Origin of the sequence: Pseudomonas sp. SJZ103, from assembly GCF_007828335.1 — a bacterium.
Taxonomy (GTDB): domain Bacteria; phylum Pseudomonadota; class Gammaproteobacteria; order Pseudomonadales; family Pseudomonadaceae; genus Aquipseudomonas.
Map to the genome: position 1 here is coordinate 239,921 of NZ_VIUN01000003.1, position 15,514 is coordinate 255,434.

At 62.0% G+C, this 15,514-nt stretch carries 8 protein-coding genes and 1 pseudogene; 7 read left to right on the top strand and 2 right to left on the bottom strand.

Annotated features, from left to right (window positions below; genetic code table 11):
- Nucleotides 1–154 precede the first annotated feature (154 nt).
- Nucleotides 155–4,108, top strand: coding sequence for a trifunctional transcriptional regulator/proline dehydrogenase/L-glutamate gamma-semialdehyde dehydrogenase (putA, locus tag FBY10_RS09200; RefSeq protein WP_145335947.1), 3,954 nt, complete (start codon nt 155–157; stop codon nt 4,106–4,108).
- A 229-nt stretch (nt 4,109–4,337) separates the two neighbouring features.
- Complete coding sequence (locus FBY10_RS09205) at nt 4,338–6,140, top strand: acyl-CoA dehydrogenase (protein WP_131696832.1); 1,803 nt, start codon at nt 4,338–4,340, stop codon at nt 6,138–6,140.
- On the opposite strand, the gene FBY10_RS09210 is transcribed toward FBY10_RS09205, so the two are convergent.
- Together FBY10_RS09210 and FBY10_RS09215 are read right to left on the bottom strand one after the other, a co-directional pair.
- Nucleotides 6,137–6,427: a cell division protein ZapA gene (locus tag FBY10_RS09210; RefSeq protein ID WP_017526490.1), complete on the bottom strand. Its 291-nt coding sequence runs from the start codon at nt 6,425–6,427 to the stop codon at nt 6,137–6,139. The two genes, FBY10_RS09205 and FBY10_RS09210, sit on opposite strands and share 4 nt — an antisense overlap.
- Nucleotides 6,424–6,654, bottom strand: a complete 231-nt coding sequence (locus tag FBY10_RS09215) for a hypothetical protein (RefSeq protein WP_003187970.1) — start codon at nt 6,652–6,654, stop codon at nt 6,424–6,426. Before FBY10_RS09215 ends, FBY10_RS09210 begins: the two co-directional genes overlap by 4 nt.
- 291 nt (nt 6,655–6,945) lie before the next feature.
- Here FBY10_RS09215 and FBY10_RS32130 point away from each other — a divergent pair.
- The 5 genes and pseudogenes from FBY10_RS32130 to selO all read left to right on the top strand — a co-directional run.
- Nucleotides 6,946–7,701 (top strand): annotated as a pseudogene (locus FBY10_RS32130) (MCP four helix bundle domain-containing protein); the annotation flags it as partial.
- A complete protein-coding gene (locus tag FBY10_RS32135) occupies nt 7,693–8,556 on the top strand; it encodes a methyl-accepting chemotaxis protein (protein WP_371920968.1) in 864 nt (287 codons plus the stop codon). The pseudogene FBY10_RS32130 and the gene FBY10_RS32135, both read left to right, overlap by 9 nt.
- A gap of 233 nt (nt 8,557–8,789) precedes the next feature.
- Nucleotides 8,790–10,532: a potassium/proton antiporter gene (locus tag FBY10_RS09225; protein ID WP_131696834.1), complete on the top strand. Its 1,743-nt coding sequence runs from the start codon at nt 8,790–8,792 to the stop codon at nt 10,530–10,532.
- A gap of 52 nt (nt 10,533–10,584) precedes the next feature.
- Nucleotides 10,585–13,968: a mechanosensitive channel MscK gene (gene mscK / locus FBY10_RS09230; protein ID WP_131696835.1), complete on the top strand. Its 3,384-nt coding sequence runs from the start codon at nt 10,585–10,587 to the stop codon at nt 13,966–13,968.
- Between the two features lie 48 nt (nt 13,969–14,016).
- Nucleotides 14,017–15,480: a protein adenylyltransferase SelO gene (gene selO, locus FBY10_RS09235; protein WP_131696836.1), complete on the top strand. Its 1,464-nt coding sequence runs from the start codon at nt 14,017–14,019 to the stop codon at nt 15,478–15,480.
- The last annotated feature ends 34 nt before the right edge of the window (nt 15,481–15,514 follow it).

Below are 15,514 nucleotides of genomic sequence, written 5' to 3' on the forward strand. Positions count from 1 at the left end.
AAAGCGGATTCCGTCGAAGGCCGGTTTTTTTCCGATCAACTGTCGAAAAAATCATGAACAAAATGGGTTGCACCCGGTTGCACCTCTTCCTGCGCAAAGCTAATCTTGCCGCCAGCTGATGCCACTCGGTAGTGGCACCCATGAGGATAAGAAAATGGCTACGACCACCCTTGGGGTCAAACTCGACGACCCGACCCGCGAACGCCTGAAGGCGGCCGCGACCTCCATTGATCGCACGCCGCACTGGCTGATCAAGCAGGCGATTTTCAATTACCTGGAGAAACTGGAGGGTGGCGCAACCCTGACCGAGCTCAATGGCTTGAGCAACAAGGATGCTGAGGACGCCGGCGAAGTCCAGGCCGACCACGCCCACCAGTGCTTCCTTGAGTTCGCCGAGAGCATCCTGCCGCAATCCGTCCTGCGCGCTTCGATCACCGCCGCTTACCGTCGCCCTGAGCCGGAAGTGGTGCCAATGCTGATCGAGCAGGCTCGCCTGCCGGTGCAAATGGCCGAAGCCACCAACAAGCTCGCCGCTTCGATTGCCGAAAAACTGCGCAATCAGAAGAGTGCCGGCGGCCGTGCCGGTATTGTTCAGGGCCTGCTGCAAGAATTCTCGCTGTCGTCCCAGGAAGGCGTGGCCCTGATGTGCCTGGCCGAAGCGCTGCTGCGGATCCCGGACAAAGGCACCCGCGACGCCCTGATCCGCGACAAGATCAGCACCGGCAACTGGCATCCGCACCTGGGCAACAGCCCGTCGCTGTTCGTCAACGCCGCCACCTGGGGCCTGCTGCTGACCGGTAAACTGGTCGCCACCCATAACGAAGCCGGCCTCACCTCCTCCCTGAGCCGCATCATCGGCAAAAGCGGCGAGCCGATGATCCGCAAGGGCGTCGACATGGCCATGCGCCTGATGGGCGAGCAGTTCGTGACCGGCGAAACCATCGCTGAAGCCCTGGCCAACGCCAGCAAATTCGAAGCAAAGGGTTTCCGCTACTCCTACGACATGCTCGGTGAAGCCGCACTCACCGAACACGACGCGCAGAAATACCTGGCCTCGTACGAACAAGCCATTCACTCCATCGGCAAAGCCTCCCACGGCCGTGGGATTTATGAAGGCCCGGGCATCTCCATCAAACTGTCGGCACTGCACCCGCGTTACAGCCGTGCGCAGTACGAACGGGTGATGGATGAGCTGTACCCGCGCCTGCTGTCCCTGACCCTACTGGCCAAGCAATACGACATCGGCCTGAACATCGACGCCGAGGAAGCCGACCGCCTGGAGCTGTCGCTGGATCTGCTCGAGCGCCTGTGCTTCGAGCCACAACTGACCGGCTGGAACGGTATTGGCTTCGTGATCCAGGCCTACCAGAAGCGTTGCCCGTATGTGATCGACTACGTAATCGACCTGGCGCGCCGCAGCCGCCATCGCCTGATGATCCGCCTGGTAAAAGGCGCGTACTGGGACAGCGAGATCAAGCGCGCCCAGGTCGAAGGCCTGGAAGGCTACCCGGTATACACCCGCAAGGTGTACACCGACGTTTCCTACATTGCCTGTGCACGCAAACTGCTGTCGGTACCGGAAGTCATCTACCCGCAGTTCGCTACGCACAACGCCCATACCTTGTCTGCGATTTACCATATCGCCGGTCAGAACTATTACCCCGGCCAGTACGAGTTCCAATGCCTGCACGGCATGGGTGAACCGCTGTACGAGCAGGTAGTAGGCAAGGTTTCCGAAGGCAAGCTCAACCGTCCATGCCGCGTATACGCACCGGTCGGCACTCACGAAACACTGCTGGCTTACCTGGTGCGTCGCCTGCTGGAAAACGGCGCCAACACCTCGTTCGTCAACCGCATCGCCGACCAGTCCATATCGATCCAGGAGCTGGTGGCCGATCCAGTGGCCAGCATCGAGCAGATGGCGACGCTGGAAGGCGGCTTCGGCCTGCCGCACCCGCGTATCCCGCTGCCGCGTGACCTGTACGGCAGCGACCGCGCCAACTCGGCCGGTATCGACCTGGCCAACGAACACCGCCTGGCATCGCTGTCCTGCGCCCTGTTGGCCACCGCGCACAACGACTGGAAGGCCGCGCCGATGCTCGGTTGCGCCGCCAGCGATCAAGCGGCGGCACCGGTATTGAACCCGTCCGACCTGCGTGACGTGGTCGGCCACGTGCAAGAAGCCACCGTCGAAGACGTCGACAACGCGATCCAGTGCGCCATCAGCGCAGGCCCGATCTGGCAGGCCACTCCGCCCGCCGAACGCGCCGCGATCCTGGAACGTGCCGCCGACCTGATGGAGGGCGAGATCCAGCCACTGATGGGCCTGCTGGCTCGCGAAGCCGGCAAGACCTTCGCCAACGCCATCGCCGAAGTGCGTGAAGCCGTGGACTTCCTGCGCTACTACGCGGTGCAGGCCCGCAACGACTTCACCAATGACGCGCACCGCCCATTGGGCCCTGTGGTGTGCATCAGCCCGTGGAACTTCCCACTGGCGATTTTCAGTGGGCAAGTGGCTGCCGCACTGGCCGCCGGTAACCCGGTATTGGCCAAGCCTGCCGAGCAAACCCCGTTGGTCGCCGCCCAAGCCGTGCGCATCCTGCTGGAAGCGGGTATTCCGGAAGGCGTGTTGCAATTGCTGCCGGGCCAGGGTGAAAGCGTCGGTGCCCGCATGGTGGGTGATGATCGCGTCAAAGGCGTGATGTTCACCGGCTCCACCGAAGTCGCGCGCCTGCTGCAACGCAATGTCGCCGGGCGCCTGGATGCCCAGGGCCGTCCGATCCCGCTGATCGCCGAAACCGGCGGCCAGAACGCAATGATCGTCGACTCCTCGGCACTCACCGAACAAGTGGTCATCGACGTGGTGTCCTCGGCCTTCGACAGCGCCGGTCAACGTTGCTCGGCCCTGCGCGTGTTGTGCCTGCAGGAAGATTCGGCAGATCGCGTGATCGAAATGCTCAAAGGCGCCATGGCTGAATGCCGCCTGGGCAACCCGGAGCGCCTGTCGGTGGACATCGGTCCGGTGATCGACGCCGAAGCCAAGGCTGGCATCGAGAAACACATCCAGGCCATGCGCGACAAAGGCCGCAATGTGTACCAGGTGGCGATTGCCGACGGTGAAGAAATCAAGCGCGGCACCTTCGTGATGCCCACCCTGATCGAGCTGGAAAGCTTCGACGAACTGCAACGGGAGATCTTCGGCCCGGTGCTGCACGTGGTGCGCTACAAGCGCAAGGAGATCGACCAGCTCATCGGCCAGATCAACGCCTCCGGCTATGGCCTGACCCTGGGCGTGCATACCCGTATCGACGAGACCATCGCCAAGGTGATCGACAACGTCAATGCCGGTAACGTCTATGTGAACCGCAACATCGTCGGTGCCGTGGTCGGCGTGCAGCCATTCGGCGGTGAAGGCCTGTCGGGCACTGGTCCGAAAGCCGGTGGTCCGCTGTACCTGTACCGCTTGCTGTCGACCCGTCCTACCGATGCGATCGAGCAATCCTTCGTACGTGGCGACAAACTGGCGGCACCGGATGTACGTCTGCGCGACGCCATGAGTCAACCGCTGACCGCCCTGAAAACCTGGGCCGACAGCAATAAGTTCAGCGAGCTGAGTGCCCTGTGCAGCCAGTTCGCCGCGCAATCCCAAAGCGGTATCACCCGTCAGTTGGCTGGCCCGACCGGCGAGCGCAACAGCTACGCCATCCTGCCTCGCGAGCACGTACTGTGCCTGGCGGACGTGGAAGGCGATCTGTTGACTCAACTGGCGGCGGTATTGGCCGTCGGCGGTTCGGCGGTATGGCCGGAAACCGACCTGACCAAAGCCGTGTTCCCACGCTTGCCCAAGGAAATTCAGGCGAAGATCAAGCGCGTGGCGGATTGGACCAAGGACGAGGTGGTGTTTGACGCCGTTCTCCATCACGGGGATTCCGACCAACTGCGTGCGGTGTGCCAGCAAGTGGCGCAGCGTGGTGGCGCGATTGTCGGGGTACATGGTTTGTCCCAAGGCGAGACCACGATTGCCTTGGAGCGCCTGGTGATCGAGCGTGCGTTGAGCGTTAACACCGCAGCTGCCGGCGGTAATGCCAGCCTGATGACCATCGGCTAACCCTGAAAATGCGGTAACCCTGTGGAAGGGGGCTTGCCCCCGATAGCGGAGTGTCAACCAGTACATCTGATACTGACACACTGCTATCGGGGGCAAGCCCCCTCCCACATTTGATCGCATTTCAATTCCCCTCCCCTCGTTCTGCCTCTTCATCACCCAGATCAATCTTGCTATCCAGTCTTTATTCGCGCACTTAGACTCAGGCCAATTCCTCCAAAGGTAAGCCGCCATGTCCGAGACGCTGCTCAGTTCCCGCAATCTGGCTTTCGAGCTGTACGAAGTCCTCGATGCCGAGGGCCTGACCCAGCGCGAGCGGTTTGCCGAGCACAATCGCGAAACCTTCGATGCGGCCATCAGCACGGCCCGCAACATTGCAGAGAAGTACTTCGCGCCACACAACCGCAAAAACGACGAGAACGAACCACGTTTTGAGGACGGTAAGGCGATTCTGATTCCGGAAGTGAAACCGGCGGTGGATGCGTTCCTTGAAGCCGGCTTCCTCAATGCGGCCCGCAGCTTCGAAGCCGGTGGCATGCAGTTGCCGACCCTGCTGTCTCAAGCCTGCTTCGCTCACTTCCAATCCGCCAACGCGGCCTCGACGTCCTACCCGTTCCTGACCATGGGCGCCGCCAACCTGATCGAAAGCTTCGGCACCGAGGAGCAGAAACAGCGCTTCCTGCAACCGATGATCGAAGGCCGCTTCTTCGGCACCATGGCCCTGACCGAACCCCACGCCGGCTCATCGCTGTCAGATATTCGTACCCGCGCCGAACCAGCGGCTGACGGCAGCTATCGACTCAAGGGCAACAAGATCTTTATCTCCGGAGGCGACCACCCGCTGTCGGAAAACATCGTGCACATGGTGCTGGCCAAACTGCCGGACGCGCCGGCCGGGGTGAAGGGCATTTCGCTGTTTATCGTGCCCAAGTTCCTGGTCAACGATGATGGCAGCCTGGGCGAACGTAACGATGTCCTGCTGGCCGGGCTGTTTCACAAGATGGGCTGGCGGGGCACCACGTCGACGGCGCTGAATTTCGGCGATAACGGTAACTGCGTCGGCTATCTGGTGGGTAAGCCGCACCAGGGCCTGAGCTGCATGTTCCAGATGATGAACGAGGCGCGCATCGGTGTGGGCATGGGCGCGGTGATGCTCGGCTACGCCGGCTATCTCTATTCGCTGGAATACGCCCGCGAACGTCCGCAAGGTCGCCTGCCCGACAGCAAAGACCCGTCCACCGCGCCGGTCTCGATCATCCAGCACGCCGATATCAAGCGCATGCTGCTAACGCAAAAAGCCTACGTCGAAGGCGCCTTCGACCTGGGCCTGTACGCCGCGCGCCTGTTCGATGACACCACGACGCTGGAAACCGAGGCAGAGCGTAAACAGGCCCACGAACTGCTGGACCTGCTCACGCCCATCGTCAAATCCTGGCCCTCGGAGTTCTGCCTCAAGGCCAACGAGCTGGCAATCCAGATCCTCGGCGGCCACGGCTACACCCGCGAATACCCGGTGGAGCAGTACTACCGCGACAACCGCCTGAACCCGATCCACGAGGGCACCCATGGCATCCAGTCCCTGGACTTGCTGGGGCGCAAATTGGCGCAGAACGGCGGCGCGGGGCTCAAGCAACTGATCCGGCTGATCGCCGACACGGGCTCGCGGGCACAGGAATATCCAGGCCTGACGGCGTTAGGAGAACCGCTGGAACACCTCGTGGCCCGTCTGCAAAGCGTGACGATCGGCCTGCTGACGGATCTCGCCCAGGGCAAGGTCAACAGCAGCCTGGCGAACTCGGCGCTGTACCTGAAGGTATTCGGGCACACGGTAATTGGCTGGCGCTGGCTGGAACAGGCGATTCGCGCCGAAGAAGGGCTGGCCAAGGGCAATGTGGCCGATGTCGCCTTCTATAAAGGCAAGCTCCAGGCCGCCCGGTATTTCCTGACCTGGGAAGTACCGGGCTGCCATCATGAACTGGCGATTCTGGAGGCACGGGATGATACGTGCCTGGGGATGCAGGATGAGTGGTTCTAGGGCTGGATCGCCTTGGAAATCACCTCGACCGTGGCGCTGACTTGCTCTTGGTAACGGTCGAGTTCCTGTTGGTGAGCCTGCTGCATTTCGATCTGCTCGGCGCACAGGTTCAGCGCCGCCAGCACCAGTAGCTTGTCACCGATCAGGGTCGGGTACTTTTTCTTGGTGGTGGCCAGGGAGGCCTTGAGCATGGTCACGGCGTGCATCAGGGTTTTATCTTCCCCGGCCGGGGCCTTGATCGAGTAATCCTCTCCGAGAATCGAAACGACCTTTATCCCTTCATTCATGCGCTGACAGGGCCTGCGCTCACGCGCTCAACCAGCGCCTGGATACGCGCTGCCGTCGCGCCGTGCTTTTCTTCCTGTTCCATCAGGTTCAGTTGCAGGCTGTCGTTCTCATCCTTGGCGCGAGCCAGTTCGGCCTTGAGGGATTCGTTGCTGCCCAGTAGCTCCTGATTCTGCTGTACCAGGTCGCTGACCAGTTGTTCCAGTTGGCTGAGGGATGCTTCTAACATTTTGATTTCTCGGGCTTTTTCAAAGGGCGGTGACGATAAAGAAAATTCACCTCGGATGCCAGGGTTATCCCTGGCGCGCAGCCCGTTTTTTAAGGGCCGGGCCACGCTTTCGAGCCTTAGTGACTGCATTTCCCCCATCTGGTTCCTGAATCCGCGCAACCCCTCGTCAGGTGCGACAAAAACGCACAGCCCCCTATAGACTTTAGTCGTATGCCCGATAGAGAGGCACACCCCGTCTCATGACCGCACGGATCGCGCCTCTCCCAGGATTTCCGCATGTCGCTTCGTAATATGAATATCGCTCCGAGGGCCTTCCTCGGCTTCTCGCTTATTGGCGCGTTGATGTTGTTTCTAGGCGTGTTCGCCCTGAACCAGATGAGCAAGATCCGTGGCGCCACCCAAGACATCACCCAGTCCAGCGTGCCAAGCATTCGCGCCTTGGATGAGTTCACCCAACTGACCCTGCGCCTGCGCGTGCTGTCGTACCGCTTGCTGACCAACCGCGAGCCGGACGTGCAGCAAAAGACCCTGGAAGCCTTCGAACTGCGCAACCAGCAGATCCGCACCGCCCAGGGCGTCTACGAGAAACTGATCGACAGCGGCGAAGAACGCTCGATCTACGACGAATATATACGCCTGCTTACCCAGTACCAGCAGATTGAAGCGCGTATGAAGAGCCTGTCGAGCGCCAACCAGATCGATGAGCTGCGCAACCTTCTCAACACAGAACTGTTGAACAACTCCGAGCAGGTCAACATGGTGCTCAACCGCCTGCTGGACTACAACAACAAGGCCGCCCTGGCCACCAATCAACAGGCCGAAGACCAGTACAACATGGCCTTTGACTGGGTGATTGGCCTGCTGGTGATCGCCACGGCGCTGACGATGTTGTTCGCCTGGCTGCTGACCCGCAGCATCACCCTGCCGATTTCCCAAGCGCTCGAAGCGGCGGAAGAAGTCGCCGAAGGCAACCTGACGCGGCCGATCAAGGTCGACGGCAACGACGAAGCCGGACGCCTGCTGGCCGCCATGGCCAAGATGCAGGAAAAGCTGCGCGACACGTTGCAACGCATCGCCGGCTCCGCCACCCAGCTGGCCTCCGCCGCCGAGGAGCTGAACGCCGTCACCGACGAAAGCGCCCGTGGCCTGACCCGGCAGAACAACGAAATCGAACAAGCGGCCACCGCCGTTAACGAGATGACCAGCGCCGTCGAAGAAGTCGCGCGCAATGCGGTGAGCACCTCTGAAGCTTCGCGCAACGCCACCACCTCTGCCGGTGACGGCCGTGATCTGGTGCAAGAGACCGTCAGCGCCATCGAGCGCATGAGCGGCGATGTGCAAGCGACCGCCACACTGATTGGCGAACTGGCCAATGAGTCGCGCGATATCGGCAAAGTACTGGACGTGATTCGCGGCCTGGCCGACCAGACCAACCTGCTGGCCCTGAACGCGGCGATTGAAGCCGCGCGCGCCGGCGAAGCAGGGCGTGGGTTCGCGGTGGTTGCCGATGAAGTGCGGGCGTTGGCCCATCGCACCCAGCAGTCCACCAGCGAGATCGAGCGGATGATCGGCAGTATCCAGGCCGGCACCGAGCACGCGGTGGACTCGATGCGCAACAGCACCGAGCGGGCGGAATCGACGCTGAACATCGCCAAAGGCGCGGGAATGTCGTTGGATACCATCAATACGGCGATTGTCGAGATCAACGAGCGCAACCTGGTCATTGCCAGCGCAGCGGAAGAACAGGCGCAGGTAGCGCGGGAAGTGGACCGCAACCTGGTAAATATCCGTGACCTGTCGGTGCAGTCGGCGACCGGTGCCAGCCAGACCAGTGCGGCGAGCAATGAGCTGTCGCGCCTGGCGGTGGATTTGAATGGGATGGTTGGCCGCTTCCGCCTCTAACTGCCTGCACTGGCTTGAAATGTGGGAGGGGGCTTGCCCCCGATAGCGGTGGGTCAGTTACAGATAAGCTGACTGACATACCGCCATCGGGGGCAAGCCCCCTCCCACATTTAGTTATGCGCCAATCAGAAAAAGCTTTTTGACAGCACAGCAATTCAACAGGTTAGAATCCCTGGCACGCAGACTGCATGGTCAGTTTGCGTCCCGTCTTATTTGCTCATGGAGTACTGCCTTTGAATGCGACGACCATCAACAGCCTGTTCTTGATCGGCGCGTTGCTGGTGAGTGCGAGCATTCTGGTGAGTTCTCTTTCCTCGCGCCTGGGCATCCCGATCCTGGTGATCATCCTGGCCGTGGGCATGGTCGCCGGCGTCGATGGCGGCGGCATCATCTTCGACAATTACCCGACTGCCTACCTAGTGGGCAACCTCGCCCTTGCAGTGATCCTGCTCGACGGCGGCTTGCGCACGCGGGTGGCGAGTTTCCGCGTGGCACTCTGGCCGGCATTGTCCCTGGCCACGGTGGGGGTGTTGATTACCACCGGCCTCACCGGCATGGCGGCGGCCTGGCTGTTTGACCTCAATATTATTCAAGGCCTGCTGATCGGTGCGATTGTCGGCTCAACCGACGCCGCAGCCGTATTCTCGCTGCTGGGCGGCAAGGGCTTGAACGAACGGGTGACCGCCAGCCTTGAGATCGAATCCGGCAGCAACGACCCGATGGCGGTGTTCCTCACCGTCACCTTGATCGACATGCTCGCCAGCGGCCAGACCGGCCTGCACTGGAGCCTGCTGACCCACCTGGTGCGCGAGTTCGGCATCGGTGGCATCGTCGGCCTCGGCGGCGGCTGGTTGATGCTGCAGATGGTCAACCGCATCAACCTGGCCACCGGCCTGTACCCGATCCTGGTGATCGCCGGTGGCCTGTTCGTCTTCGCCCTGACCAACGCCCTGCATGGCAGCGGCTTCCTCGCCGTGTACCTGTGCGGCCTGGTGATCGGCAATCGCCCGGTGCGTAGCCGTCATGGCATTTTGCATATGCTCGACGGTATGGCCTGGCTGGCACAGATCGGTATGTTCCTGGTGCTGGGCCTACTGGTCACGCCCCATGATTTGCTGCCGATTGCCCTGCCGGCCCTGGGCCTGGCGCTGTGGATGATCCTGTTCGCGCGGCCGCTGTCGGTGATGGTCGGTCTGCTGCCGTTCAAGGCGTTCCATGGCCGCGAAAAGGCCTTTATCGCCTGGGTCGGCCTGCGTGGCGCGGTCCCCATCATCCTGGCGGTGTTCCCGTTGATGGCGGGGCTGCCCCATGCGCAGCTGTACTTCAACCTGGCGTTCTTTATCGTACTGGTGTCGCTGCTGGTACAGGGCACCAGCCTGCCGTGGGTGGCCAAGCTGCTGAAAGTGACCGTTCCGCCGGACCCGGCGCCGATCTCCCGCGCCGCCCTGGAAGTGCACGTCACCAGCGAATGGGAGCTGTTCGTCTACCGCCTCGGCGCAGAAAAATGGTGCATTGGCGCGGCCCTGCGTGAGCTGAAAATGCCCGAAGGCACGCGCATCGCTGCCCTGTTCCGTGGCCAGCAACTGCTCCATCCGTCGGGTAGTACGGTGCTGGAAGTTGGCGATTTGCTCTGCGTGATCGGCCACGAACACAACCTGCCGGCGCTGGGGAAGCTGTTCAGCCAGGCCCCGCAACGCGGCCTGGATTTGCGCTTCTTCGGCGACTTCGTGCTCGAAGGCGACGCCCAGCTGGGTGCGGTTTCGGCGCTGTATGGCCTCAAGCTCGAAGGGATCGACCCGGACATGCCGCTGAGCCGCTTCATCACCCAGAAAGTCGGCGGCGCGCCGGTGGTGGGCGACCAGGTGGAGTGGAACAACACCATCTGGACCGTCGCGGTCATGGACGGGAACAAGATTGGCAAAGTCGGCGTCAGATTCCCCGAAGGAAGTCGCCCGGCCCCCGGACTCTTCCTCTAAACTGCGGGGCGACAGCACGCCCCCGATTCTTCACCTTGCTCGATCGGTCTCTATGCCAACCCTGCGCACTTTTCTCGCCACTGCCCTGCTGGGCCTGACCCTTTGTGTCGGCAGCGTCTACGCCGCCGACCCGCCCAGCGCCGACGCCATCCAGCAAACCCTGGACAAGCTGCCTGATCGCAAGCTGCCCGACGCCGACATGAAGGCGCTGCAGTCGATCCTGCAACAGACCCTGACCTACCTGGGCAACAAGCAGGATTACGAACAGCGTCTGGTCGACCTCAAACGCCAGTTGGAAGACGCCCCGCGCCAGACCAGCGAGAACCAGCGCGAACTGACCCGGCTCAAGGCCACCAAGATCATTCCGGTCGCCCAGCGCTACGCCACCCTGCCGGTACCGCAGCTCGAGCAACTGCTGGTGCAGCGCACCACCCAGCAAGGCGACCTGCAAAAAGACCTGGCCGAAGCCAACAGCCTGACCATCGCGGCCCAGACCCGCCCCGAGCGCGCCCAGACCGAAATCAGCAGCAGCCAGACGCGCATCCAGCAGATCAATTCGACCCTCAAGGCCGGCAAGGACAATGGCAAAGCCCTCAGCGGCGACCAGCGCAACCAGCTGAATGCCGAACTTGCCGCACTGAATGCCCTGATTCCCCTGCGCCGCCAGGAACTGGCCGGCAACAGCCAACTGCAAGACCTGGGCAACAGCCAGCACGACCTGGTGGTGGAAAAGACCGCGCGCCTGGAACAAGAGATCCAGGACCTGCAAACCCTGATCAACCAGAAACGCCTGGCCCAGTCCCAACAGACCGTTACCCAGCAGTCCATCGAAGCGCAAAAGGCCGGCGGCAGCAGCCTGTTGGCCACGGAAAGCGCGGCCAACCTGAAGCTGTCCGACTACCTGCTCAAGAGCACCGACCGCCTCAACGACCTGACCCAGAAGAACCTGCAGACCAAACAGCAACTGGACACAGTGACCCAGAGCGATTCGGCCCTGGACGAGCAAATCAACGTGCTCAAGGGCAGCCTGCTGCTGTCGAAGATTCTGTATAAGCAGAAACAAGCACTGCCCCGCCTGACCGTGGACCGCGACCTGGCGGACGACATCGCCAACATTCGCCTGTACCAGTTTGAGGTCAACCAACAGCGCGAGCTGATCAGCTCCCCCAGCACCTATGTGGACAACCTGCTGGCCAACCAGCCGCCGGCCGACGTCACCCCGCAACTGCGGCGCACGCTGCTGGAACTGGCGATTACCCGCAGCGACCTGCTGGAGCGCCTGAGCCGAGAGTTGAGCGCGCTGCTTAACGAATCCATCACCCTTCAACTGAACCAGAAACAACTGCTCAGCACCGCCACCACCCTGCGCGCGACGCTCGATGAACAGATGTTCTGGATCCCCAGCAACAAGCCTCTGGACACCGAGTGGCTGGAAACCGTGCCGGCGCACCTGAGCAAGCAGGTTGCCACCCTGCCCTGGGCTTCCAGCGTCAGCGAGTTGTACGACGGCCTGACCCAGCGCCCGCTGCTGTTCCTGCCGTTGCTGCTGTTGATCGGCGCGCTGCTGTGGCGACGCAAGGCCCTGTACCAACGCCTGAACAAGGTCCACCTGGACATCGGTCACTTCAAGCGCGACAGCCAGTGGCACACACCGCAAGCGATCTTGATCAATATCCTGCTGGCCATGCCCGTATCGTTGGGGCTGGCGCTGTGCGGCTACGCGCTGCAGATCGACGCCCGTGGGCAAAACGCCAACCTGGGTTCAGCCCTGCTGCAACTGGCCCAGGCGTGGCTGGTGTTCTACACCGCCTACCGCATCCTGGCGCCGGGCGGCGTGGCCGAGTTGCACTTCCGCTGGGAAAAGCCCCAAGTCGAATTCCTCCAAGGCTGGGTGCGCAAACTCGGGCTGGTGGTGCTGGCCCTGGTGGCCGTGGTGGCCATCGCCGAGCACCAACCGGCAGCACTGGCCGACGACGTGCTGGGCATCGCCGTGGTCCTGACCTGCTACGCCCTGATGGCCTGGTTGCTGGGGCGCCTGCTGCTCCACAGCCCGACCCACGAAAAAGCCTCGCTGTTCCGCAAAGCCATGGGCCTGGTGTTCACCGCGCTGCCTATCGCGCTGTTTATCGCCGTGTGCTTTGGCTACTACTACACCGCGCTCAAGCTCAGCGACCGGTTGATCAACACCCTGTACCTGCTGATGTTCTGGCTGGTGATCGAAGCCACCTTCGTCCGCGGCCTCGGCGTTGCCGCCCGGCGCCTGGCCTATTCCCGCGCCCTGGCCAAACGCCAGGCGGCCAAGGAAGCGGGTGACGGCGAAGCGGTGATCGAAGAACCGACCCTGGACATCGAGCAGGTCAACGAACAGTCCATGCGCCTGATTCGCCTGGCCCTGCTCGGCGGTTTTATCGCCGCGCTGTACTGGGTGTGGTCGGACCTGATCTCGGTGTTTTCGTACCTGGATAACGTCACCCTGTACGAATACACCAGCGGCACCGGTGCCAATATCAGCATGGTGCCGATCAGCATCGGCGACTTGCTTGGCGCGCTGATCATCATCGGCATCACCTTCGCACTGGCGCGTAACCTGCCGGGTTTGCTGGAAGTACTCGTACTGTCCAAGCTCGACCTGGCCCAGGGCAGCGCCTACGCCACCACCACATTGCTGTCTTACGTGATCGCCGGCGTGGGCTTCGTGTCCACACTGTCCACCCTCGGCGTCAGCTGGGACAAGTTGCAGTGGCTGGTCGCCGCGCTGTCGGTGGGCCTGGGCTTCGGGATGCAGGAGATCTTCGCCAACTTCATCTCCGGCATCATGATCCTGTTCGAACGCCCGGTGCGGATCGGCGACACCATCACCATCGGTAACCTGTCGGGCACGGTGAGCAAGATCCGCATCCGCGCCACCACCATCACCGACTTCGACCGCAAGGACATCATTGTCCCCAACAAGACGTTCATTACCGGGCAACTGATCAACTGGTCGCTGACCGACACCATCACCCGCGTCACCCTCAAGCTGGGCGTGGACTACGGCTCCGACCTGGACCTGGTGAAGGAATTGTTGCTCAAGGCCGCGCGAGAAAACCCGAGGGTGTTGAAGGAACCGGAACCCCACGTGTACTTCCTCAACTTCGGCGAAAGTACACTGGACCACGAACTGCGCATGCACGTGCGCGACCTCGGCGACCGCAACCCGGTGATCGACGAAGTGAACCGCTTTATCAACCGCGAGTTCAAGAACCACCACATCAACATCTCCTTCCGGCAGATGGAGGTGTACCTCAAAAACCTCCACGGCCAGGAATACAAGCTGGTGCCGGTGGAAGACGAGAAGAGAACCATCGTCGGGCCGGCCGAGGCGCAAGATGTGCCAGAGCCGCCGGCGGGCAAAGTGGCGGATGCACCCGAGCCACCGCCGAGCAAACTCGACTAAATGCCCTATCCCCAGCAGAATGCTCGGACATTCTGCTGGAGATGGCCGGTGAAAGCCCTCGACGAACTGACCTTCGACAACCGCTTCGCACGCCTGGGCGACGCGTTCTCGACCCACGTATTGCCCGAGCCCCTCGACGAACCGCGCCTGGTGGTGGCAAGCAATGCCGCCATGGCCCTGCTCGACCTCGACCCTGCAGTGGCCGACACGCCGGTATTCGCCGAGCTGTTCAGCGGCCACAAACTGTGGGCCGAAGCCGAGCCGCGGGCGATGGTCTACTCCGGGCATCAGTTTGGCGGCTACACCCCGCAGTTGGGCGATGGCCGCGGGTTGCTGCTGGGCGAGGTGTACAACGCGGCCGGCGAACATTGGGACCTGCACCTCAAGGGCGCCGGGATGACACCTTACTCACGCATGGGCGATGGCCGCGCGGTGCTGCGCTCGTCAATCCGGGAGTTTTTGGCCTCCGAAGCGCTGCATGCATTGGGCATCCCCAGCAGCCGCGCGTTGTGCGTGATCGGCTCCAGCACCCCGGTCTGGCGGGAGAAGCAGGAACGTGGGGCGATGGTGCTACGCTTGGCGCCCAGCCATGTCCGCTTTGGTCATTTCGAATATTTCTACTACACCAAGAAGCCCGAACAGCAGGCCGAGCTGGCCGAACACGTGCTGAACCTGCACTACCCCGAGTGCCGGGAACAGCCCGAGCCCTACCTGGCGATGTTCCGCGAAATCGTCGAACGCAACGCCGAGATGATCGCCAAATGGCAGGCCTATGGTTTCTGCCACGGGGTGATGAACACCGACAACATGTCGATCCTCGGCATCACCTTCGACTTCGGGCCGTTTGCGTTTCTCGACGACTTTGACGCGCACTTCATCTGCAACCACTCGGACCATGAAGGGCGCTATTCCTTCAGTAACCAAGTGCCCATCGGCCAGTGGAATCTCAGCGCGCTGGCCCAGGCGCTCACGCCTTTTATCAGCGTCGACGCCTTGAAAGAAGCCCTTGGCCTGTATCTGCCGCTGTACCAGGCCCACTACCTGGACCTGATGCGCCGCCGATTGGGGCTGACCACTGCCGAAGACGAGGACCAGAAGCTGGTCGAGCAGTTGCTGAAGCTGATGCAGAACAGCGGTGTGGATTACACGCTGTTCTTCCGGCGGCTGGGGGATGAACCGGCAGCGCTGGCGGTGGCGAAGCTGCGCGATGATTTTGTCGACCTCGCCGGCTTTGATGCCTGGGCAGGACTGTACAAGGCTCGTATTGAGCGGGATGGGGATTACAGCGAGGAACAGCGCCGTGTGCGGATGCACGCAGTGAACCCGCTGTACATCCTGCGTAACTACCTCGCACAGAACGCTATCGCTGCCGCCGAATCAGGCGATTACAGCGAAGTGCGACGGTTGCATGAGGTGCTTTCCAAACCGTTCGAGGAGCAGGCGGGAATGGAGCAGTACGCGCAACGACCGCCGGATTGGGGCAAGCATTTGGAGATCAGTTGTTCGTCGTAAGACAGAGAGGCTGTGGCGAGAGAGCTTACTCCCG

Bases quoted from the DNA above. Each gene is read 5' to 3' on its own strand.
- FBY10_RS32135 (WP_371920968.1), top strand. From the start codon at position 7,693: ATGCAGGAAAAGCTGCGCGACACGTTGCAACGCATCGCCGGCTCCGCC.
- mscK (WP_131696835.1), top strand. From the start codon at position 10,585: ATGCCAACCCTGCGCACTTTTCTCGCCACTGCCCTGCTGGGCCTGACC.
- FBY10_RS09205 (WP_131696832.1), top strand. From the start codon at position 4,338: ATGTCCGAGACGCTGCTCAGTTCCCGCAATCTGGCTTTCGAGCTGTAC.
- FBY10_RS09210 (WP_017526490.1), bottom strand. From the start codon at position 6,427: ATGAATGAAGGGATAAAGGTCGTTTCGATTCTCGGAGAGGATTACTCG.
- FBY10_RS09215 (WP_003187970.1), bottom strand. From the start codon at position 6,654: ATGTTAGAAGCATCCCTCAGCCAACTGGAACAACTGGTCAGCGACCTG.
- putA (WP_145335947.1), top strand. From the start codon at position 155: ATGGCTACGACCACCCTTGGGGTCAAACTCGACGACCCGACCCGCGAA.